Source organism: Xanthomonas sp. GW (assembly GCF_014236815.1).
Taxonomy (GTDB): Bacteria; Pseudomonadota; Gammaproteobacteria; order Xanthomonadales; family Xanthomonadaceae; genus Xanthomonas_A.
The window spans coordinates 3,559,160-3,579,940 of the sequence record NZ_CP051189.1; the positions used below are offsets into that span (position 1 = coordinate 3,559,160).

13 protein-coding genes are annotated in these 20,781 nt (G+C 67.8%); 3 read left to right on the forward strand and 10 right to left on the reverse strand.

What is annotated here, in order from left to right; all coding sequences use genetic code 11:
* Positions 1-88: 88 nt before the first annotated feature.
* From HEP73_RS15215 to HEP73_RS15235, 5 genes are all read right to left on the reverse strand, one after another.
* On the reverse strand, positions 89-1,684 hold the full coding sequence (locus HEP73_RS15215; RefSeq protein ID WP_185820616.1) for an alkaline phosphatase D family protein: 1,596 nt from the start codon (positions 1,682-1,684) through the stop codon (positions 89-91).
* Positions 1,685-1,694: 10 nt separating this feature from the next.
* Entirely contained in the window at positions 1,695-4,628 is a 2,934-nt protein-coding gene (locus HEP73_RS15220) for a TonB-dependent receptor (protein ID WP_185820617.1), read from the reverse strand.
* A gap of 140 nt (positions 4,629-4,768) precedes the next feature.
* Complete coding sequence (locus tag HEP73_RS15225; RefSeq protein WP_185820618.1) at positions 4,769-5,806, reverse strand: FecR domain-containing protein; 1,038 nt, start codon at positions 5,804-5,806, stop codon at positions 4,769-4,771.
* On the reverse strand, positions 5,803-6,318 hold the full coding sequence (locus HEP73_RS15230; RefSeq protein WP_185823442.1) for an RNA polymerase sigma factor: 516 nt from the start codon (positions 6,316-6,318) through the stop codon (positions 5,803-5,805). Before HEP73_RS15230 ends, HEP73_RS15225 begins: the two co-directional genes overlap by 4 nt.
* 194 nt (positions 6,319-6,512) lie before the next feature.
* The gene (locus HEP73_RS15235; protein ID WP_185823443.1) at positions 6,513-8,441 is read right to left on the reverse strand and encodes an alpha-L-fucosidase; all 1,929 of its coding nucleotides are present in this window, start codon (positions 8,439-8,441) and stop codon (positions 6,513-6,515) included.
* A 449-nt stretch (positions 8,442-8,890) separates the two neighbouring features.
* Between HEP73_RS15235 and mutS the strand changes: the two genes are divergently transcribed.
* Positions 8,891-11,503, forward strand: a complete 2,613-nt coding sequence (mutS, locus tag HEP73_RS15240) for a DNA mismatch repair protein MutS (RefSeq protein ID WP_185820619.1) — start codon at positions 8,891-8,893, stop codon at positions 11,501-11,503.
* A 522-nt stretch (positions 11,504-12,025) separates the two neighbouring features.
* Here mutS and HEP73_RS15245 read toward each other — a convergent pair.
* The gene (locus HEP73_RS15245) at positions 12,026-12,682 is read right to left on the reverse strand and encodes a glutathione S-transferase family protein (protein WP_185820620.1); all 657 of its coding nucleotides are present in this window, start codon (positions 12,680-12,682) and stop codon (positions 12,026-12,028) included.
* 58 nt (positions 12,683-12,740) lie between these two features.
* On the reverse strand, positions 12,741-13,436 hold the full coding sequence (locus tag HEP73_RS15250) for a helix-turn-helix transcriptional regulator (protein WP_185820621.1): 696 nt from the start codon (positions 13,434-13,436) through the stop codon (positions 12,741-12,743).
* Positions 13,437-13,863: 427 nt separating this feature from the next.
* Between HEP73_RS15250 and katG the strand changes: the two genes are divergently transcribed.
* On the forward strand, positions 13,864-16,113 hold the full coding sequence (gene katG, locus HEP73_RS15255) for a catalase/peroxidase HPI (protein ID WP_185820622.1): 2,250 nt from the start codon (positions 13,864-13,866) through the stop codon (positions 16,111-16,113).
* A gap of 974 nt (positions 16,114-17,087) precedes the next feature.
* Here the strand turns inward: katG and HEP73_RS15260 are convergent.
* The 3 genes from HEP73_RS15260 to HEP73_RS15270 all read right to left on the reverse strand — a co-directional run bounded on the left by HEP73_RS15260 (position 17,088) and on the right by HEP73_RS15270 (position 19,019).
* Positions 17,088-18,140 carry an IS5 family transposase gene (locus HEP73_RS15260; RefSeq protein ID WP_345776840.1) on the reverse strand — a complete coding sequence of 351 codons (1,053 nt, stop codon included), beginning with the start codon at positions 18,138-18,140 and terminating at the stop codon, positions 17,088-17,090.
* 194 nt (positions 18,141-18,334) lie between these two features.
* Positions 18,335-18,742 carry an RNA-binding S4 domain-containing protein gene (locus HEP73_RS15265; protein WP_185820624.1) on the reverse strand — a complete coding sequence of 136 codons (408 nt, stop codon included), beginning with the start codon at positions 18,740-18,742 and terminating at the stop codon, positions 18,335-18,337.
* Entirely contained in the window at positions 18,735-19,019 is a 285-nt protein-coding gene (locus HEP73_RS15270; RefSeq protein WP_185820625.1) for a hypothetical protein, read from the reverse strand. The genes HEP73_RS15265 and HEP73_RS15270 overlap by 8 nt, the downstream gene beginning before the upstream one ends.
* 183 nt (positions 19,020-19,202) lie before the next feature.
* On the opposite strand from HEP73_RS15270, the gene HEP73_RS15275 reads away from it, so the two are divergent.
* Positions 19,203-20,663 (forward strand): MATE family efflux transporter, encoded by a 1,461-nt coding sequence (locus HEP73_RS15275; RefSeq protein ID WP_185820626.1) that lies wholly within the window; start codon positions 19,203-19,205, stop codon positions 20,661-20,663.
* Positions 20,664-20,781: the final 118 nt, after the last annotated feature.

Genomic DNA, 20,781 nt, shown 5'->3' on the forward strand with positions numbered 1-20,781 from the left:
CGCCCGCGCTGCTGCCCCCACATGGGCGAGTGGACAACACGGAAGCTGCCCTGCGCCCGCCTCGCTCGCGAGCCCGCATGCGCCGGCGTCAGGCATCCTGCAGCCCCGGCCTGCCGTGTTCCACGGCATAGCGCTTCCAGCTCTGCAGCGTGCCGTTCGGCTGCATCACCTGGTCCAGCGTCTTCATGTCGCCGATCCACGCATCGCGGGTGACGTCGCACAGCACATAGCCGCGCTTGTCGGTGGTGGCCTTCAGGTGCGGGCTGTGCCGCAGCGTGCTTTCGGCCGACGCATCCACGCCCAGGCCGTCGGAACCGGAACTGATCGAGGTGGCGAGGAATTCGCTGGAGACGATTCCGGAATCGGCATTGTCCTGCACCAGATCGCTGGCGTAATGGCGGTGCGCATCGCCGCAGGCGGTCACCACGTTGCCGAAGCCGACGCGCTGGATGTGCTCGAGCAGGCGCCGGCGGCTGGCCAGGTAGCCGGACCATTGGTCGTCGGAGAACACCACCGCGCCATTCTTCTCTTCCGCGTAATTGCCCAACGCCACCTGGTGGGCGATGGTGTGCCAGCGCGGGGCCGCGTCGGCCAGGCCGTCGAACAGCCATTGTTCCTGCTTGGCTCCGACGATGCTGCGCGCCGGCGACTCCACCTGCGTGCGTTGCGCCATGTCGACCTGCTTGCTGCGGTACTGGCGGGTATCGAGCAGGTGCAGGTCCATCAGGTCGCCGTAGCGCGCGCGCCGATAGAGCTGCATGTGCCCATCGCGCGGGAACGACGTGTGCCGCAGCGGCATGTTCTCGTAGTAGGCCTGGAACGCCTGCGCGCGCCGCAGCGCGAACACCTCGCTGGGCGTGTCATCCTGGTCTTCCGCGCCGGCCCAGTTGTTGTCCACCTCGTGATCGTCGAAGGTCACGAACCACGGCGCCGCCGCGTGTGCGGCCTGCAGGTCGGCATCGCTCTTGTACTGCGCGTAGCGGCGCCGATAGTCGTCCAGCGTGTAGATCTCCGGGCCGACGTGGTTGCGCAGGTTGGTGAACGGGCGCCCGTTCATCTTGCGCACGCCCAGCTTGGTTTCGCCCTCGTAGATGTAGTCGCCGTAGTGGAAGACGAAGTCCAGCGGCTCCTCGGCGATGCGCCGCCATGCGGTGTAGTGGCCTTCCTCGTACTGCTGGCAACCGGCGACCGCGAAGCGCACCCGCTCCACCTTCGCGCCCGCCGCCGGCAAGGTGCAGGTGCGGCCGACCGGGCTGGCGTGGCCGCCGACGCTGAAGCGATACCAGTACGGCCGGCCGGGAGCCAATCCCTCCAGCTCGACATGCACCGCATGGCCCAGTTCCGGATGGGCCAGCGACGAGCCGCGCCGCACCAGCGTGCCGAAGCCCTCGTCGCTGGCCACCTGCCACTCCACCACCATCGGCCGCGCCGGCAGGCCGCCGCCGAACACCAGCGGCTCGGTCGCCAGCCGCGTCCACAGCACCACGCCGTCCGGCGCCGGATCGCCGGAGGCCACGCCGAGGGCGAACGGCGTACTCGCGAACCGTGGCGCGGCGAGCAGGTTGCGCGGGCTCAGGGACTTGGCGTCGGTCTGCGCGGCCAGCGCAGAGGCGGTGCCCATCCAGGCGCCGAACGCGGAAAGGCCGGACAGGGCGAGAAAGCGCCTGCGATCGAATGTGGTCATGGCCAGCGCCTCAGTTGTAGATGAGGTGGAAGTAGAAGAAACGACCGTAGTCGTCGATCTCGGTACGGAAGCGTCCGTTCGGACCGGTGCTGTAGGTCGGCTGCGTGTTGAACAGGTTCTTGGCCTCGTACTTCAGCGTCACGTGTTTGCCGATCCGGTGGCTGAAGGCCAGGTTGAAGGTCATGTACGGGTCGTAGTACGAGTCCAGCCATTGCGTGTCGCCGAAGTCGACCAGCATGCGGCTGCGGTAGGTGCCGGACACGCGCAGTTGCGCGCCCTGCCACGGCATGCGCCAGATCAGCGAGCCGTTCAACGACCAGTCCGGCTGGTACAGCAGGCGGTCGAGGCGGCGCTCGCTGCCGTCGCTGATCCGGTAGTCGGTGCGGCCTTCCAGCCGGGTGGCGTTGAAATACATGTCCAAGCGCTGCCGGCCCCAGTGCAGGTTGCGGTTGGCGATGGAGAACTCGACGCCGCGCAGCGTGGATTCGTCGGTATTCATCGGCTGGGTCACCCGGTAGCGGATGTCGCCGATGGTCTGGAAGGTGGTCAGGGTGTAGATGTCGTCCTTGATGACCTTGTCGAACAGCGCCACCGAGACCAGGCCGTTGTTGCCGTTGAAGTACAGGTCCCAGGCCAGGTCCAGGTTGGTGGCGCGGCGCGGTTCCAGGCTGGCGTTGCCCTGCTGGATGGTGCAGAAATTTCCGCCCTGGCCGTCGTCGCCGCAGCTGGTGTTGGTGGCCTGGGCGATGTTGCTTGGCGTCGGACGGCCCAGCGTGCGGCTGGCCGAGAAGCGCAGGCGCTGGTCTTCGCTGAGCTTGAAGGTGGCGTTCAACGACGGCAACAGGTTGTCGTAGCCGCCGCCGGTCTTGCGCAAGTCCGCCGTATAGGTCTTGCCGCCGTCGGCGCTGAACGGGCTGAACGCATCGAAGCGGGTGTGGTCGTAACGCAGGCCGCCGATCAGCAGCAGCCGCTCCCAGGCGTAGTGCGCCGAGACGTAAGCGTTGCTGATGTCCTCGACGTACTTGTAGTCGCTGGTGACGTTGTCGTTCGGGTAGGCCGCGTTGTTGTCGCCCAGCGTTGGCGCCAGCTGCTCGCTCCACTTGCGGTTGTCGATCAACGGAAAGCCCGGCACGGTGCCCAGCAGGGTCGCGCCCGGATAAAGATAATCGTTGAGCGTCGCGCTGGTCTTGTAGTAGTCGAAATCCACGTTCTGCCAGATGTTCAGGTGCCGGTACTCGGCGCCGGCGGCGACACCGAAGCCGCGCGCATCGGCATCGATGTTGTGGGTGAAGTCCACCCGCAGGTTGTCGACGGTCTCCTGCGCCTGGCGTGGCGAGGTGTAGGCCTGCGCCGGATTGAGCTTGAACGCCGAGCTGGTCAGCAGGCTCGGATCGGAGACGCCGACCGCGTTCGGAAAACCATGGCTGTCGTTGGCGTAGTCGACGAACAGGTTGCTTGGATAGGCGCGCACGCCCCAGTAGACCTGGGTGTTGTCGAACGTCTCTTCGGTGTGGCCGGCGCGCAGGGTGAGCTTGGACGCATCGCCCACGTCCCAGCTGAAATGGGCGATGGCGCCGCGGTTGCTGCGGTCCCAGCGGTCGTGCCGGTTCTTGATGTAGATGCTGTTGATCTGGGTGGTGCCGCTGTCCTCGGTCTGGTCGCGGATCGGAAACTTGGCATTGGAGTACAGGTCGGTCTTGTTCATCGTCGAGTTCTCGTAGAACCGGTACGAGTACAGCAGCAGCGAAGCGTAGAAGGGCTCATCCGACGGCTTCCACTCCAGCTTGGCCGAGCCGCCGAAGTTGGTGATGTAGTTGGTGTAGGTGCCGGTACTGAAATTACCCGGCGCGCGCAGGCCGTTCCAGCCGCTGGCCTCGCTGGGCTCGGTGGTGCCGTCGGTCAGGTATTTGCCGGCATCGTTGTAGTAGTAGTTCGATTCCACCCAGCGTTTGATGCTGTTGCGCGAACGCTGCTCGTAGCGCGCCACCGCCACGATGCCGAACTGCTGGTCGGCGCCGAACTGGTTGGAGAACACCGCCTTGGCACTCTTGCCGAAGTGGCCCAGGGTCTTGTGGTCGCCGCCGGCACTGCGGCCGACATCGGTTTCGGCGGTGGAGTAGATGCCGGCTAGATCAGCGAAAACGTACTTGCCGGACCGGTCGAACGCGCTGCGGCTGATGATGTCGATCACCCCGCCGATGGCATCGGGCGCCTGCTCGGCGCTGAAGCTCTTGTAGATGTCGGTGCGGGTGCCGACGTCGCTGGGAATCAGCTGCAGGTTGTTCATGCGCTCGCCGGAGCCGCTGGCGCCCACGCTGGCGATCGCGATGCCGTCGATGGTCGTGTAGTTGAGGTTGGCCTGCACGCCGCGCACGGTCACGTAGCGCGGCTCGCCTGCGTCCTCCACCGCGCTCAGGCCGGGCGCGGCCATCAGGCTCTCGGCCAGCGTCTCGTCGCCGTAGCTGTCCATCTCGTCGTAGATCACCGAGTCCCGGATCATCGACGAGGTCTTCTTCTGCTCGATCACCTCGTGCGCGGCGATCACCTTCACCGCATCCAGGGTGGGGGCGACCCTGCCCTCGTCCTCGCGCGGCGTCGGCGCGGCCGGCTTGGGTTCGCTGCGCGCCGGGGCCGGATCGATGGCGATGACGTTGCCGTCCACCACCGCATAGGTCAGACCGGTACCGGCCAGCAGCGCATCCAGCGCCTGCTTGACGGTGGCGCCCGCCGGCACCGCGCCGCCCATGCGCGCCGTGCCGGCCGGCGAATACAGGAACTGCACGCCCGAGTTGCGCGAGAGCTGTTCCAGCGCGCGGCCCAACGGCTGCGCGGCGATCGGCGCGGTGACCCGCACTTCCAGCCCATCCGGCGTCGCCGCGCGCGCCTGGGCGAGCAGGCAGGGTGACAGGGCGAGGACCATCGACAGGTAGAGCTGCTTCCGCATTGCGGTTCCTTGGAGGAGAGAGGACGGCGGGGCCCACGTCGCGGATCGACGGCGGCTTCTCCTAAGAAAGAGCGGGAAAACGCGGAAGTGGAGAACGCGGATTCGATGAATTTTTTTTGACAGCGCCCGTGCGCTCGCGCTCAGCGGCTGGAGACCCGCACCGTGTCGCCATCGCGGCGCACCGCCAAGCGCGCATCGCGCTGCAGAAAGGCCTGCAGCGCCGCGACCCGGTGCGCGTCCAGGCTGCCGGACAGGCGCACCGATGCGGCCGCCGCGTCCTCGACCACCACCTGCACCGTGTTGTGGCGATTGAACGCCGCCGCGACTTCGTCCAGGCGTTCGTCGAGGAAGGAGACCTTGCGCTGCTGCCAGTCCAGCAGCATCGAGGCCGGCATGTCGAGCCGCTGCACTGCACCGCTGCCGTGATCGACCAGCACCACCCGGCCGGCATCCAGCTGCGCCAGGCGCCGCGCATCCGCGTCGCTGCGCCAGACCTCCACCTCGCCGGACATCACCCCGATGCGGGTGCCCTGCAATCGCCGCGACACATCGAACACAGTACCGATGTCGCGGATCTGCAGGCCGTCCACCTGTACCAGGAACGGTCGCCGATCCGCGGCGATGTCGAAGGTGGCTTCGCCTTGCAGCAACTCCACCCGCCGCGCCAGCCAGCCCATGCGCACACGCACGACGCTGTCCGCGTTGAGACGCAGCTGGGTGCCGTCGGCAAGCCTGAGGTCGCGCAACTGTCCGTGTCCGGCCGTCAGCAGCAGCGGCTGCGACTGCAGGTGCAGCAGTCCGAAACCCAGCCCCAGCGCGATGCAGGCCGCTGCGGCCGCCAGCGTCCAGCCACGGCGCGCGCGGCGCACGCGCGGTGCCTGCGTGCGCGGCGTGCTGGCAAACAACGGCACCACCTTGGCCAGGGTGCCGTGCGCACCGTGCGCTGCGCGACCGGCAGCCACCACCTGCTGCTGCGCCATCCCCATCGCGGCGCCCACCTGGCGATGCAGGTGCAAGGCATGCAGGTATTCGCGCACGTGCTCGGGCGAACGCTGCATCCAGTCCAGGAACGCCAGGCGCTGCGGTTCGCTCAGTGGCGCCTCGCGGTTGAGCAGGAACCAGCGGGCCGCCTGCTCGGCCACGGTCCCGTCCACGGCTGGCGGCTCCTGCCGGTTCACGCGTCCTCCCTGGCGCGCAGCGCCTTGCGGCAGGCGTCCAGGCCCTTGCCGATGTGCTTGCGCACCATGTGCACGGACACGTCCAGCTGCGCACCGATCTGCGGACACTCCAGGCCATCGCGATAGTGCAGTTCCATCATCCGCCGCGTGGCCGGCGGCAGCTGCGCGATGGCCCTGCGGATATCGCTCCAGCGCTGCCTGCTTTCGAACGCGCCTTCGACGTCCTCTTCGCTCTTCAGGACTTCGGCCAGCAGCTCGACATCCTCCAGCGGCGGCAGCGCAGAGCGCGAGCGCGCATGCTCGCGGGCCAGGTTGGCCGCCACGGTGTAAAGATACGCCTCGGGATTGGCGACGGCCTCGGCGTTATCGCCGGTGGTGCGCAGCAAGCGCAGGTAGACCTCCTGCGCCAGGTCCTCGGCATCCTCGGCATGCGAGCCGCGGCGAAGGAAGAAGCCGCGCAGCAGGCGATGCCGCAGCTGGTAGCTCTTCTCCCAGATCCTGACGCTGCTCACGCTGATCGGCCGCACCACATGGAAACGTTCGATCTTCGCGCGACAAGATGACATCGCGGTTGCATCGCAGCGCTGCCGTACGGCGCCGCCGCGCATGGTCGGTCCCGTGACACGGCCTTCGCGTCATGAATCAGGGCGTCGCCCCGGCGATGCGCGCTCCCCCACCGCGCATGGCGGTGAGGGAGCGCAAGCCCTCATCGCAAGCGCGAGAATGCACCGATACCGGCGATCGCCAGCCGCTCGGCGGGCAGCGCCGTTTCGGCGAACGACAGCCGCAGGTAGCGGATCTGGCGGACCTCGGGGAAATTCAGCCGCTGGGTCGAGAGCGCATAGGCGATATTGGCCAACTCGCCGCCACCGGCCGGCTGCCAGTTCTTGCCGTCTTCACTGCTTTCGGCGCGATAGCCCTTTGGCGGCGCCGCGCCCTTCATCACCGCGCGCGAGGGGGTGAGGCTGAAGCCAGCGACCTGGCGCAGCGCGCCGAGGTCGATGGTCACCTGTACGGGATGGCCCGGCTTGGGAGCGGGTACGCTCCAGATCGTGCCGGCATCGTCGTCGAGCAACTTCTCCGCCCCTGGCGCACTGGCCTCGACGATGCGCCAACCCGCGGTGGACAGCACGTCCGGCGCGTTCGCCGTCGGCCGCGCGACCGCAACTGGCGCAACCGCGCGGAACAATGCGAATTCGCTGATCGCCGGGCAGACCGGCGCATCGAGCACGAGCAGACGCACGCGGCGCGCGGCGACCGGGTGCTCGAGTCGCAGGATCCGCTGTGCCCCGATGCATTGCGCTTCGGCCAAGCGCTGCCATTGCCCATCGACCTCGGCTTCGATTGCGAAGCGGGTGACGCGTACGCCCAGCGGCAGGTATTCGCGCAGCCGGATCAGGTCGAAGCTGTGCACCGCCGACAGTTCCAGCGTCAGCGTCGGCGTAGTGACGCCGTCCGGCGTAGACCAGTAGCTGTCCGCCTGGCGGTCTAGCACGCGCGCCGGCTCGAATCCCTTGCCCCGCGACGCGCTGGCGCTGGCCTTGGCGCCCTTGGCCAGATCGATGGCGAAGCTGGCGCGGATCGCGTCGCCGAAGCTCTGCAGCACCGCCACGTCGTGGTCGGCGATGCGACCGCGCCGGTCCGGCGGAAGATTGAGGTTCATGTTGGTGCCGCGCGCGACCGAGGTGTCGAAATAGCGCACCAGGTTTTCCGGGCTGCGCACCTTGCCGTCTTCATCGGCATGGTAGAACCAGCCCGGGCGGATCGAGGTGTTGGTTTCGGCCGGCCACCACAGTGCCGCCCCGCGCACGCCGGCGTTGCCATTTTCCTGGGTGTAAGGCGCATTGGGCATGGTCGGCCAGCACGGATCGCCGGCGACGCCGTCCTCGTTGCCGACCCAACGGATATCGGCGCCGAGCGGGTCGAAGGTGCAGGCCATCGGCTGGTGCTGGTGGACCAGCTCGATCATCCGCGGCCAGTCGTAGTAAGCGGGCGCATCGAGCTTGCGCGTTTCGCGCGCGCCACCGTAATAGCCGTCGCCGCCATTGGCGCCGTCGAACCAGAACTCGAACAAGTCGCCATAGCCCGTGCACAGTTCGACGATCTGCTTGCGGAAATAGTCGAGATAGCCGGGACGGCCATACTCTGCGTGGTTGCGATCCCAGGGCGACAGGTAGATGCCGAAGGCCAGGCCGGCGCGCCGGCATGCCGCCGCCATTTCGCCGACGATGTCGCCCTTGCCGTTCTTGTAGGGCGAATTGCGAATGCAATGCTCGGTCAACCGGGTCGGCCACAGGCAGAACCCGTCGTGATGCTTGGCGGTAAAGATGATCCCTTTCAGATTGCCGGCCTTGGCAGCGGCGACGATCTGGTCGGCGGAGAAATCGCTGGGATCGAACTTGCGCGGATCTTCGTCGCCGTAGCCCCATTCCTTGTCGGTAAAGGTGTTCATCGCAAAATGCACGAAGGCGTATTGCTCCCACCGATGCCACCGCAGCTGTCGCGCGCTGGGCACGGCGCCCCACGGTGCCGGCCCCTTCGGGCGCGGCGCAGCCGCGATCTGAGCGGCGGATGCACTGAAACCCGCGGCGACGGCCACAACACCCGTGGCAAGAAAGGTACGACGATCGATCATTGGCGCCTCCGACTCTGCACAAGTTTCGATCTTAGCTTTTCCAACTGCGGAAGAGTCCGCCCCCGAAGCTACAGACGGTCGTGCAATGGGAAGAAGGTCAATCCGTGTGGCGATCCTTCGCCGCATGCTTGGGGATTGACTGCGCGCTGTCGTCGATCCCGGTTTCCACGGACACTTGCAGCTGACGCCCAGACGACTCGACCGTACTTGGCATGGACTCGGCATTGCACGTACTGCACAGCGACCGGACATTCCTTGCCCCCCCCCGATTGGCTTCCTGCAACTGTCCATGGAAACGGGGTGACACCCGGAGTTCCACAATGGATCGCAGGCGACGCGTCGGGCCATGGAGCCAGGCTGAAGCCGCGCCACCCTGTCCTTTGCTGGCTGCACACGTCCATACTTGCCCACAGCCAGCCAACCTGAAATTCCTTAAACCATTGAATCAGATGCAAAATCGAGAAAAAACCCAATCTCCTGGAAGCGCAGCGGAGCACACCCCGCTGATGAAGCAGTTCTTCGCCGCAAAGTCCGAGTACCCGGACCTGCTGCTGTTCTTCCGCATGGGCGATTTCTACGAGCTGTTCTACGACGACGCGCGCAAGGCCGCGCGCCTGCTGGACATCACCCTGACCCAACGCGGCAGCTCCGGTGGCGCGCCGATCCCGATGGCCGGGGTGCCGGTGCATGCCTACGAGGGCTATCTGGCGCGGCTGGTGGCGCTGGGCGAGTCGGTGGCGATCTGCGAGCAGATCGGCGATCCGGCGCTGGCCAAGGGCCTGGTCGAGCGCAAGGTGGTACGCGTGGTCACGCCGGGCACGGTCACCGACGAGGCGCTGCTCGACGAGCGCCGCGACACCTTGCTGATGGCGATCGCGCGCAACAAGCACGGCTACGGCCTGGCCTGGGCCGATCTGGCCGGCGGCCGCTTTCTGGTCAACGAGGTCGATAGCGAGGACGCGCTGGAAGCGGAGCTGGCGCGATTGGAACCGGCCGAACTGCTGGTGCCCGACGAGGACCAGTGGCCGGAATTCCTGCGCGAGCGCCGCGGCGTACGCCGCCGCGCGCCATGGCTGTTCGACGCCGACAGCGGCCGCCGCCAACTGTTGAACTTCTTCCAGTTGCACGATCTCAGTGGCTTCGGTATCGACGACAAGCCGCGCGCCACCGCCGCCGCCGGCGCCCTGCTCGGCTACGTGGAGGAGACGCAGAAGCAACGTCTGCCGCACCTGACCGCGATCGCGATGGAAACCGCGGCCGAGGCGATCGCGATGAACGCGGCCACGCGCCGCCACCTGGAGCTGGACACGCGGGTGGACGGCGACACCCGCAACACCCTGCTCGGCGTGCTCGACAGCACGGTCACGCCGATGGGCGGGCGCCTGTTGCGGCGCTGGCTGCACCGCCCGCTGCGTCTGCGCGAGGTGCTGGTGCAGCGCCACCACGCGGTCGGCACGCTGATCGATCGCGGCGCGGATTCCGATCTGCGCGATGCGTTCCGCGCGCTCGGCGACATCGAACGCATCCTCACCCGGGTGGCGCTGCGCTCGGCGCGCCCGCGCGACTTCTCCACGCTGCGCGACGGCCTGGGCCTGCTGCCGGCGGTACGCACGATCCTGGCGCCGCTGGATTCGCCGCGACTGGCCGCGCTGGCCGCGGAACTGGGCCAGCACGACGAGATCGCGCACCTGCTGGCCTCGGCGATCGCCGAGCAGCCGCCGCTCAAGCTCAGCGACGGCGGCGTCATCGCCGCCGACTACGACGCCGAACTGGACGAACTGCGCCGGCTCAGCACCCACGCCGACCAGTTCCTGATCGACCTGGAAGCGCGCGAGCGCGCCAGCAGCGGCATCGCCACGCTGAAGGTCGGCTACAACCGCGTGCACGGCTACTACATCGAGATCAGCAAAGGCCAGGCGGAAAAGGCGCCGGTGCACTACACGCGGCGGCAAACGCTGACCAATGCCGAGCGCTACATCACCGAGGAACTGAAGAACTTCGAGGACAAGGTGCTGTCGGCGCGCGAGCGCTCGCTGTCGCGCGAGAAGCTGCTGTACGAAGCCTTGCTGGACACGCTGGGCGATCGCCTGGAGCCGCTCAAGCGCGCCGCCGCCGCGCTCAGCGAACTGGACGTGCTGGCCGGCTTCGCCGAGCGCGCGCAGGCGCTGGACTGGGCGCAGCCGGAACTCGAGACCGCGCCGTGCCTGCGCATCGAACGCGGCCGCCATCCGGTGGTGGAAGCGGTGCGCGAGCAGCCGTTCGAACCCAACGACCTGGACCTGCATCCGGACCGGCGCATGCTGGTGATCACCGGCCCGAACATGGGCGGTAAATCCACCTACATGCGCCAGAACGCGTTGATCGTGCTGCTGGCGCACATCGGCAGCTATGTGCCGGCAACACGTGCGGTGATCGGCCCGATCGACCGCATCCTGACCCGCATCGGCGCCGGCGACGACCTGGCGCGCGGCCAGTCCACCTTCATGGTCGAGATGGCCGAGACCAGCTACATCCTGCACCACGCCAGCGCGCAGTCGCTGGTGCTGATGGACGAGATCGGCCGCGGCACCTCGACCTACGACGGTCTGGCCCTGGCCGACGCGGTGGCGCGCCACCTGGCCCACCACAACCGATGCTACACCCTGTTCGCCACGCACTATTTCGAGCTCACTGCGCTGGCCGACGAATCGGTCGAAGGCGGCGCCAGCGGCATCGCCAACGTGCATCTGGACGCGGTCGAGCACGGCGACAAACTGGTGTTCATGCACGCGGTCAAGGACGGTCCGGCCAATCGCAGTTTCGGCCTGCAGGTGGCGGCGCTGGCCGGCCTGCCGAAAGCCACCGTCGCGCAAGCGCGGCGGCGGCTGGCGGAGCTGGAGCAGCGCGGCGGCGAGAGCCACGCCTCGCAGATGGCGCCGCAGGCGCTGGACGCACCGCAGCAGTTCGGCCTGTTCGCGGCCGCGCCCTCGGCCGCGCAGGACGCGCTGGCGGCGCTGGACCCGGACGAGCTGACGCCCAAGCAGGCGCTGGAAGCCTTGTACCGGCTCAAGTCGTTGCTGTAGCGCGGCGTGCGGCCTCAGCCCCCTCTCCCATCGGGAGAGGGGCTGGGGTGAGGGTCCGGCGCGAAGCGTCTCGCGGAGTTTGGGTGCACGAGGCTGCGCCCGTACCCTCATCCGCCCCTACGGGGCACCTTCTCCCGATGGGAGAAGGGAACAGCCGTAGCCCCTCTCCCCTCGGGAGAGGGGTTGGGGTGAGGGTACGGCGCGAAGCGTCTCGCGGAGTTTGGGTGCACGAGGCTGCGCCCGTACCCTCATCCGCCCCTGCGGGGCACCTTCTCCCGATGGGAGAAGGGAACAGCCGCTAGCCCCCTCTCCCGCCGGGAGAGGGGTTGGGGTGAGGGTCCGGCGCGAAGCGTCTCGCGGAGTTTGGGGTGCACGAGGCTGCGCCCGTACCCTCATCCGCCCCTGCGGGGCACCTTCTCCCGATGGGAGAAGGGAACAGCCGTAGCCCCTCTCCCCTCGGGAGAGGGGTTGGGGTGAGGGTACGGTGGCGCAGCACGCACAACCGTCGGCGAATCGCGTCCGCTAGACGGTCGCCGGCGCCACGCTTGCCGGCATGTCCGGATGCGGATGCGCCGCGAGCAATGCAGCGTCGATCGCACTGGCACGCAGCAATGCAGGACGGTCGGCATGGCGCTGCGCGAACGCGGCGAATGCCGGGCGCGGCTCGAGCAGGCCGATGCGCATGTAGTACCCCAGGCATGCGGCGGCATACAGATCAGCCGCGCTGAAACGGTCGCCGGCCAGGTGCTCGCGGCCCGCGACCGCCTGTTCCAGCGTCTGCATCAGATCGGCCTCGCGGCCATAGCCGGCGCTGCGTGCCGGTGCCAGCGCGCCACCTTCCTTCGCGGTCAACAGTGCCTCGAACGGCCCGGCCATGAAGAACAGCCAGCGGTAGTAGTCGGCGCGTGCCGGCGATCCCGGCGGCGGCGCCAGTTGCCGCTCCGGCACCAGGTCGGCCAGGTAGGCACAGATCGCCGCGTTCTCGGTGACCACGGTGTCGCCATGGCGCAGCGCCGGCACCTTGCCCATCGGGTTGATCGCCAGATATTCCGGCGCCTTCATCGTGGTGCCGTAGTCGAGGATGACCGCCTGGTACGGCAGGCCGGTTTCCTCCAACATCCAGCGGGCGACGCGGCCGCGCGACATGGGGTGGGTGTAAAGCACGATCTCGGTGGACATGGGCAGACTTCCGTGGTGAACAGCCTGCAGTCTGGTCCTGCCCTGCTGACAGGTACTGTCAGCAGTCGGCGCCGTAGCCGGTGGCCGCGCGCCAGCGCTTGATCAGCAGATGCCGGCGCGAGGGATAGCGTTCGCCGTCGTCGGCCAGGGCCAGCACCCGGTCGGCGCGGAAGTGGCGGAAATCGCGGCGCAGTTCGCACCACGCGGCGATCATGCCGTAGCCGCCGAAGAAGGCCATCGCGAACGGCCAGATCAACCGTTGCGAGGCCGCGCCGTTGGCATCGGTGTAGTCCATCCGCAGCACGTGCTCGAGGCGGATGCCATGGCGCAGCACCGGCAGCCACGGCGCCGGCGGCGGCAGGTCTGCGGCGGCGGGCACCAGCAGCCCGCTGGTCTCGATCGACAGGCGCAGATTGCCGGGCAGCGTCGCGGCGATCCGCGCCACCGCGCGCTGCGCCGCCTGCGCCAGTTCCGGATCGGCCTGGCGCGCTACCCAGCGCGCGCCCAGGGTCAACGCCTCCAGTTCGTCCTCGGTGAAATTCAGCGCCGGCAGCAGGAAGCCGGGACGCAGCACGTAGCCGACGCCGGGATCGCCGAGGATGTCGGCGCCCTGCACGCGCAAGGTCGCGATATCGCGGTACAGCGTGCGCAGACTCACGCCCAGCGCGGTGGCGAGCTCGGCGCCGGCCACCGGCCGGCGGCGTCCGCGCAGGGCGTCGAGCAGGTGCAGCAAACGGGTCGCACGGATGGTCATCGCGACAGGATAGTGGGCTTTGTCGTTTCCGATCGCGGCCTTGGCGGCTCGACGTCGCGTTGCGCAATGCATCCGATGCGCTCGGCGCGCCCATACTGCAGATCGCCGATCTCCACGCAGGCAGGCGAGGCTCGTCCGCAGGCGCGTTGTCCATCGAGTGCCGACGCCGGTCGGCGCGATCCGGTCAAAACCCGGACATGCTCTACCGCGATCCTCGAACCGCTACGCACCGTCATCCTATAGGTAAGGTCTATCGATTCCGTAGGATCATTCGACTTCCCTACCGCAACGTCCCCGCCTACCGTGTCCTCCAATCGCCGCGCGCCATGCCTGCACTCCCTGCATCCACATCGCCCGGCCCCGCCATCACGCGCACCGCACGACCACGGCGCGCGGCCACCCAGCGTCCATCAAGGTAGCCCTAGCCATGACCAGCGAATCGAAGTGCCCGTTCCACAGCGCCGCCAGCAGCGGCACCACCAACAAGGACTGGTGGCCCAAGCAATTGCGCGTGGACCTGCTCGGCCAGCACTCGTCCAAAACCAATCCGCTGGGCGAGACGTTCGATTACGCCAAGGCCTTCAATGCGCTCGACCTGCAGGCGCTGAAGCAGGACCTGCATGCGTTGATGACCGATTCGCAGGACTGGTGGCCGGCCGACTTCGGCCATTACGGCCCGTTGTTCATCCGCATGGCCTGGCATAGCGCCGGCACCTACCGCACCGGCGATGGCCGTGGCGGCGGCGGCCGCGGCCAGCAGCGCTTCGCCCCGCTCAACAGCTGGCCGGACAACGTCAGCCTGGACAAGGCGCGGCGCCTGCTATGGCCGATCAAGCAGAAGTACGGGCAGGCGATTTCCTGGGCCGACCTGATGATCCTCACCGGCAACGTCGCGCTGGAATCGATGGGCTTCAAGACCTTCGGTTTCGCCGGCGGCCGCGAAGACACCTGGGAACCGGACCAGGACGTGTACTGGGGCCGCGAGACCACCTGGCTGGGCGGCGACGTGCGCTATGCGCATGGCTCGGACGGCGTGGACAAGGCCGGCGGCGTGCTGGTCTCCGACGACGACGCCGATGGCGACGTGCACACGCGCGATCTGGAGAACCCGCTGGCCGCGGTGCAGATGGGCCTGATCTACGTCAATCCGGAAGGCCCGGACGGCAATCCCGATCCGCTGCTGGCCGCCAAGGACATCCGCGACACCTTCGCGCGCATGGCGATGAACGACGAAGAGACGGTCGCGCTGATCGCCGGCGGCCACACCTTCGGCAAGACCCACGGCGCCGGCCCGGCCGACAATGTCGGTGCCGAACCGGAAGCCAGCGACCTGGAGTCGCAGGGCCTGGGCTGGCACAACCGCTTCGGCAGCGGCAAGGGCGGCGACACCATCACCAGCGGCCTGGAAGTCACCTGGACCAGCACCCCGGCGCAGTGGAGCCACGATTTCTTCGAACACCTGTTCAAGTTCGAGTGGGAACTGAGCAAGAGCCCGGCCGGCGCGCACCAGTGGGTGGCGAAGAACGCCGAAGCACTGATTCCGGACGCGCACGATGCGTCGAAGAAGCATCTGCCGACCATGCTCACCACCGACCTGGCGCTGCGCTTCGATCCGGCCTACGCCGCGATCTCGCGCCGCTTCCTGGAACACCCCGAGCAGTTCGCCGATGCCTTCGCCCGCGCCTGGTTCAAGTTGACCCACCGCGACATGGGGCCGCGTGCGCGCTACCTGGGTCCCGAGGTGCCGGCCGAAGAACTGGTCTGGCAGGATCCGATCCCCGCGCTGGATCACGCGCTGGTCGATGCGCAGGACATCGCCGCGCTGAAGCAGACGCTGCTCGGTTCGGGCCTGAGCATCGCCCAGCTGGTCTCGACCGCCTGGGCGTCGGCCTCCACCTTCCGCGGTTCGGACAAGCGCGGCGGCGCCAACGGCGCGCGCATCCGCCTGGCCCCGCAGAAGGATTGGGAGGTCAACCAGCCCGAACAGCTGGCGCAGGTGCTGGCCGTGCTGGAGCGGATCCAGACGCAGTTCAACGGCGCCCAGAGCGGCGGCAAGAAGATCTCGCTGGCCGACCTGATCGTGCTCGGCGGCGCGGCCGCGGTCGAGCAGGCCGCGAAGAACGCGGGGCAGACGCTGACCGTGCCGTTCGTGCCGGGGCGCATGGATGCCACGCAGGCGCAGACCGACGTCGAATCGTTCGCGGTACTCGAACCGGCGGCAGACGGCTTCCGCAACTACAGCAAGCGCCGCTACGCGGTCTCCGCCGAAGCGCTGCTGATCGACAAGGCGCAGCTGCTGACCCTGACCGCGCCGGAGATGACCGTGCTGGTCGGCGGCCTGCGCGTGCTCGGCGCCAATGTCGGGCAGTCGGCGCACGGCGTGTTCACCAAGCGCGCCGACACGCTGAGCAACGACTTCTTCGCCAACCTGCTGGACATGGGGATCGAGTGGAAGGCGACCTCGGACAGCAAGGAACTGTATGCAGGCCGCGACCGCGCCAGCGGCGAGCAGAAATGGACCGGCACGCGCGTGGACCTGGTGTTCGGTTCCAACTCGGTCCTGCGTGCTCTTGCCGAGGTATATGCCAGCGCCGACGCGCAGCAGAAGTTCGTGCAGGACTTCGTCGCGGCCTGGAGCAAGGTGATGCAGCTGGATCGTTTCGATCTGGCGGCGTGAGATAGGTCGACGGCCTGCCCGGTGCGTCGGGCAGGCTGCTGGTCGATTGGGCCTGACAAGGATGATCCGGGGCTGGTCGGCGGCCTCAGTTTCTGCACTTCGCGACACACGCTAATGCCCTGGCTTGCCGGGGCGTTTGCGTGAGCGTCGTGACATGGATATCGCGACGCTCCGGCTGATGCGAAGCTGGGTTGTGGAAGTGATTCGGGATGGCCTCAAATCACCTGTCCCGACACTTTCCGACAACGACAGGTTCACCACTTCGTTCGTCGCGACTGAAGTCGCTCCCACAAGGGATCTACGGTGCGCCGGCTGGGTGCACTGTAGGAGGGACTTCAGTCCCGGCACTCTCCGATACCGATCGGTTCACCGCTTCGTTCGTCGCGGCTGAAGCCGCTCCTACAGGGGATATGCGGTGCGCCAGCTGGGTGCACTGTAGGAGGGACTTCAGTCCCGACACTCTCCGACACCGATCGGTTCATCGCTTCGTTTGTCGCGGCTGAAGCCGCTCCTACAGGGGATCTGCGGTGCGCCGGCTGGGTGCACTGTGGGAGGGACTTCAGTCCCGACATCCCCGACACCGATCGGTTCACCGCTTCGTTCGTCGCGGCTGAAGCCGCTCCTACAGGGACTTCGCGGCGTGCTGGCTGGGTGCACTGTAGGAGGGACTTCAGTCCCGACACTCTCCGACACCGTTCGGTTCACCGCTTCGTTCGTCGCGGCTGAAGCCGCTCCTACAGGGGATCTGCGGTGCGCCGGCTGGGTGCACTGTAGGAGGGACTTCAGTCCCGACACTCTCCAACACCGTTCGGTTCACCGCTTCGTTCGTCGCGGCTGAAGGGCACCTCGAACAACCCGTCATTTCACTGAAGTGAGCTGCAAAGGCGCTGCCGTTACGGCTGTTCGAGGAAGCCAACGTGCTTCGCAGGGGTCCTGGATGTAGGAAGAGCGGCCGGATTGGCCGCCTCACCCGCTCACGCGGGCGCCATGGCCCGCTGCTGCAGCCGCGCCAGCCGCATCAGGTTGTGACTGGCGACCTTCAACCCGATCACCACCGTGGCCCGTGCCAATCCGATGGTGCGCAGGCATTTACCGCCCTGCTGCGCCAGCCGCGCGAACGGGTGTTCGCCGAACACCCGGTCCTTGGCAAGCCGCCGGTTGCGGCGCTGTTCGGCCGCGCTTAGCGGCTTGCGCGCCTGGCCCTGGTGCTGGATGGCCGCCCGATAGCCGCGTTGCGTCAGATCGGCCTCCCGCGATGCGTCGGCATAGCCACTGTCGGCCCATACCGTGCGTCCGCGATTGCTGGGGTCCAGCACGTCCTCGAAGTGTCGGCTGTCATGCACGTTGGCTGCGCTCACCGCATGTCGGCGGATGAAGCCCCAACGCCGATCGGTGCTGGCGTGCAGCTTATAGCCGTAATGCGCCTTGCCGTGCTTGCGGGTCCAGCGGGCTTGCACATCCTTCTGCGCGCGCTTAGCGTCGCTCCAGTCTTGGCCTACCTTGCCACCCTGCTTGATCTGTGCGTTCTCCTCGCGCGTGTTGCGTTGGATTGGGGCGCTGACGATGCTCGCATCGATGATCTGGCCGCCACGCGCGATGAATCCCGCCCGCTGCAATTGCACGCCGACCGCTGCGCTGATGTCGCCCATCACATCCTGCGCCTTGAGCCGCTCGCGCCACACCCAGATCGTCTTGGCGTCAGGCACCTTGCCGCTGTGTTCCAGTCCAAGGAAGTGCTGGAAACTGCGCCGATCCAGCACCTGGTACTCCAGCGCATCGTCAGAGAGGTTGTACAGCTGCTGCAGCAGCAACAGTTTGATCATGACCACCGTCGGCCAAGCCGGACGGCCCCCTCGCGTACCGGTGCCCAAGGACAGCTTCGCATCGACGGCTTGGGCAATCGCTGCGAAATCGATATGACGCGAAAGCAGGGTCAGCGGGTCGCCTATCTGCTGGCGCTTGGCTTCGCGTTCGTGTCCGGCAAACAGGCTGATCATCGCGGGGCCTCGGCTCTCTCTTCTGACCATATGATGCCAAAGAAGGAGGTTTTTAGAGGTGCCCTGAAGCCGCTCCTAAAGGGGATTTGCGGCACGCCGACTGAGTGCACTGTGGGAGGGACTTCAGTCCCGACTGCACGATGCCTGGGAAAGCGTCCACTCGGCGATCGCGAGCTAGTGGCTCGGGCACCGGAGCGGCGGCTTCGGAAACGACCCTCCCTGCCCTACAACGCGTCCAGATCGCCCAGCGCGCGGATCAGGCGCCGTGCGCGCTTATCCGGCTTGCCATCGGGGGCCTGGTAGCCGTTGCGTTCGGCGCTGCGTTGCCCGCGTTGCTGCGCGCGCCGCTCGCGCGAGGCGTCGCTCTCCTGGTACAGCGTCTGCGCGACGCTGGCCGGGCCGCGGTCGTCGCTGAGCGCCAGCACCTGGATCTCGAACACCTCCTCGCCGCGCTCCACGCGCAACTGCTCGCCCACGCGCACCGCGCGCGAGGATTTCGGGCGCTGCCCGGCCACGTCGACCTTGCCGGTTTCCACCGCCTGCTTGGCCACGCTGCGGGTCTTGAAGAAGCGTGCGGCCCACAGCCAGACATCCAGCCGGACCACGCTCGGTTGCACTAGCGGTTCATTCATCGTGCTTGCGGAACTCCACGTTCATCGGTCGCTCGTCGTGTCGCTCGCTGGACCACTGCAGCGACTCCTGCGGATGGCAGCGCTGCTCGCGCTGGCTGGTGGCCAGACCGTCGGCACGGCGCGGGAGCGCACTGTCGTCCTCGCCGACCAGGCATTCGGGTCGCTCGCCGGGCCGCACCGTGGCATCGCCCCAGCGCGCGTTGTCGGCACAGGCGGCCAGTGCCAGCGCCAGCGCGCTGCATCCGATCCACTGCAGATTGCGGCGCAAGTTCGGCATTGCAAGTTCCTTGGTTAGTGATGTGTGCCGACCGCTGTGCCAGCAGCTGCAAGCCGGCCCCGCAGCGACGCATTCAGCCTAGGACGTTCCCGGCAGCGCCACACCTGCCATCCGTTGCCTCCCCGGCTTCGCGTGCAGGTGCTAGTGTGCGCGGCTCCCCGTTTCCGTCCGTGCAGGCCTGCGATGCCCAAGTCCGCCGCGCTCACCGAAGGCCCGATCGGCCGGCAGTTGCTGCTGTTCGCGCTGCCGATCCTGGCTGGCAACATCGCGCAGTCGCTGAACGGGTCGGTCAATGCGATCTGGGTGGGCCGCTACCTCGGCGAGGCGGCGCTGACCGCGGCGGCCAACGCCAACAGCATCATGTTCTTCCTGATCGGCTCGGTGTTCGGCATCGGCATGGCCGCCACCATCCTGATCGGCCAGGCGATGGGCCGCGGCGACGTGGTCCAGGCGCGGCGGGTGATGGGCACCAGCGCCACGTTCTTCATCGGCATCTCGGTGCTGATCGCGGCCTGCGGCTGGTGGCTGGCGCGGCACCTGCTGGCGGCGATGGGCACGCCCGCCGCCTCGCTGCCGCTGGCCGAGGCCTATCTGCGGGTGATTTTCCTGGCGATGCCGCTGCTGTACGCGTTCGCGTTCCTGTCGGCAGCGCTGCGCGGCACCGGCGACTCGCGCACCCCGTTCCGCTTCCTGCTGCTGTCGGTGGCGCTGGACATCGGCTTCAATCCGCTGCTGCTGTTCGGGCTGGGGCCGTTCCCGAAGCTGGGCATCGCCGGCGCCGCCTGGGCCACGCTGATCGCCCAGGCCATCGCCCTGAGCGGCCTGCTGCTGTACCTGCGGCACAAGCGCCATGTGCTGTGGCTGGGCCGGCAGGACGCGCGGCTGTTCCGCATCGACCCGGCGATCCTGCGCGCGCTGGTGGTCAAGGGCGTGCCGATGGGCCTGCAGATGGTGCTGATCTCGCTGGCGATGATCGTGATGATCTCGATGGTCAACGGCTACGGCACCGATACCTCGGCCGCCTACGGCGCCGCGATGCAGCTGTGGACCTACGTGCAGATGCCAGCGATGGCGATCGGCGCGGCGTGTTCGTCGATGGCCGCGCAGAACGTCGGCGCGCAGCGCTGGGACCGGGTCGCGGCGACCGCGCGGAAGGGCGTGCTGTTCAACTTCCTGCTGACCGGCGCGCTGATCGCGCCGCTGATCCTGCTCGACCGCTGGACCCTGGCGCTGTTCCTGCCGCCGCACAGCGCGGCGCTGGAGATCGCGCGCCATCTCAACCACATCGCGGTGTGGTCGTTCCTGTTCTTCGGCGTGACCTTCGTGATCTCCGGCGTGGTCCGCGCCACCGGCGCGGTGATCCCGCCACTGCTGATCCTGGCGCTGGCGCTGTGGGGCGTCCGCGTGCCGTTCGCCCAACTGCTGCAGCCGCAGTTCGGTGCCGATGCGGTGTGGTGGAGCTTCCCGACCAGTTCGATCTGCTCGATGGCCTTGTCGCTGGCCTATTACCGCTGGGGCAACTGGCGCAAGGCGCAGATGCTGAGCCAGCCGCGCCCGGAGGAAATGGCCAGCCCCGCGGAAGTGCCGGCGCAGCCGCCGGCTGCGGTCGCGGATGTGTCGATCGTGCAGGATCCGGCGCGCTGAGCGCTGGGACTCGCGTTGCGTTCCAGGCGATTGCGCCCGTGGATCTCCTTCAGTCGCGGCAGGCCTTCTCGGTAAAGCCCGTCGCGACTGAAGTCGCTCCCACATGCAGCCTGCGTGA

Coding starts and splice junctions, on each gene's coding strand:
- HEP73_RS15215 (WP_185820616.1), bottom strand. CDS start 1,684: ATGACCACATTCGATCGCAGGCGCTTTCTCGCCCTGTCCGGCCTTTCC.
- HEP73_RS15220 (WP_185820617.1), bottom strand. CDS start 4,628: ATGCGGAAGCAGCTCTACCTGTCGATGGTCCTCGCCCTGTCACCCTGC.
- HEP73_RS15235 (WP_185823443.1), bottom strand. CDS start 8,441: ATGATCGATCGTCGTACCTTTCTTGCCACGGGTGTTGTGGCCGTCGCC.
- mutS (WP_185820619.1), top strand. CDS start 8,891: ATGCAAAATCGAGAAAAAACCCAATCTCCTGGAAGCGCAGCGGAGCAC.
- HEP73_RS15245 (WP_185820620.1), bottom strand. CDS start 12,682: ATGTCCACCGAGATCGTGCTTTACACCCACCCCATGTCGCGCGGCCGC.
- HEP73_RS15250 (WP_185820621.1), bottom strand. CDS start 13,436: ATGACCATCCGTGCGACCCGTTTGCTGCACCTGCTCGACGCCCTGCGC.
- katG (WP_185820622.1), top strand. CDS start 13,864: ATGACCAGCGAATCGAAGTGCCCGTTCCACAGCGCCGCCAGCAGCGGC.
- HEP73_RS15260 (WP_345776840.1), bottom strand. CDS start 18,140: ATGGTCAGAAGAGAGAGCCGAGGCCCCGCGATGATCAGCCTGTTTGCC.
- HEP73_RS15265 (WP_185820624.1), bottom strand. CDS start 18,742: ATGAATGAACCGCTAGTGCAACCGAGCGTGGTCCGGCTGGATGTCTGG.
- HEP73_RS15270 (WP_185820625.1), bottom strand. CDS start 19,019: ATGCCGAACTTGCGCCGCAATCTGCAGTGGATCGGATGCAGCGCGCTG.
- HEP73_RS15275 (WP_185820626.1), top strand. CDS start 19,203: ATGCCCAAGTCCGCCGCGCTCACCGAAGGCCCGATCGGCCGGCAGTTG.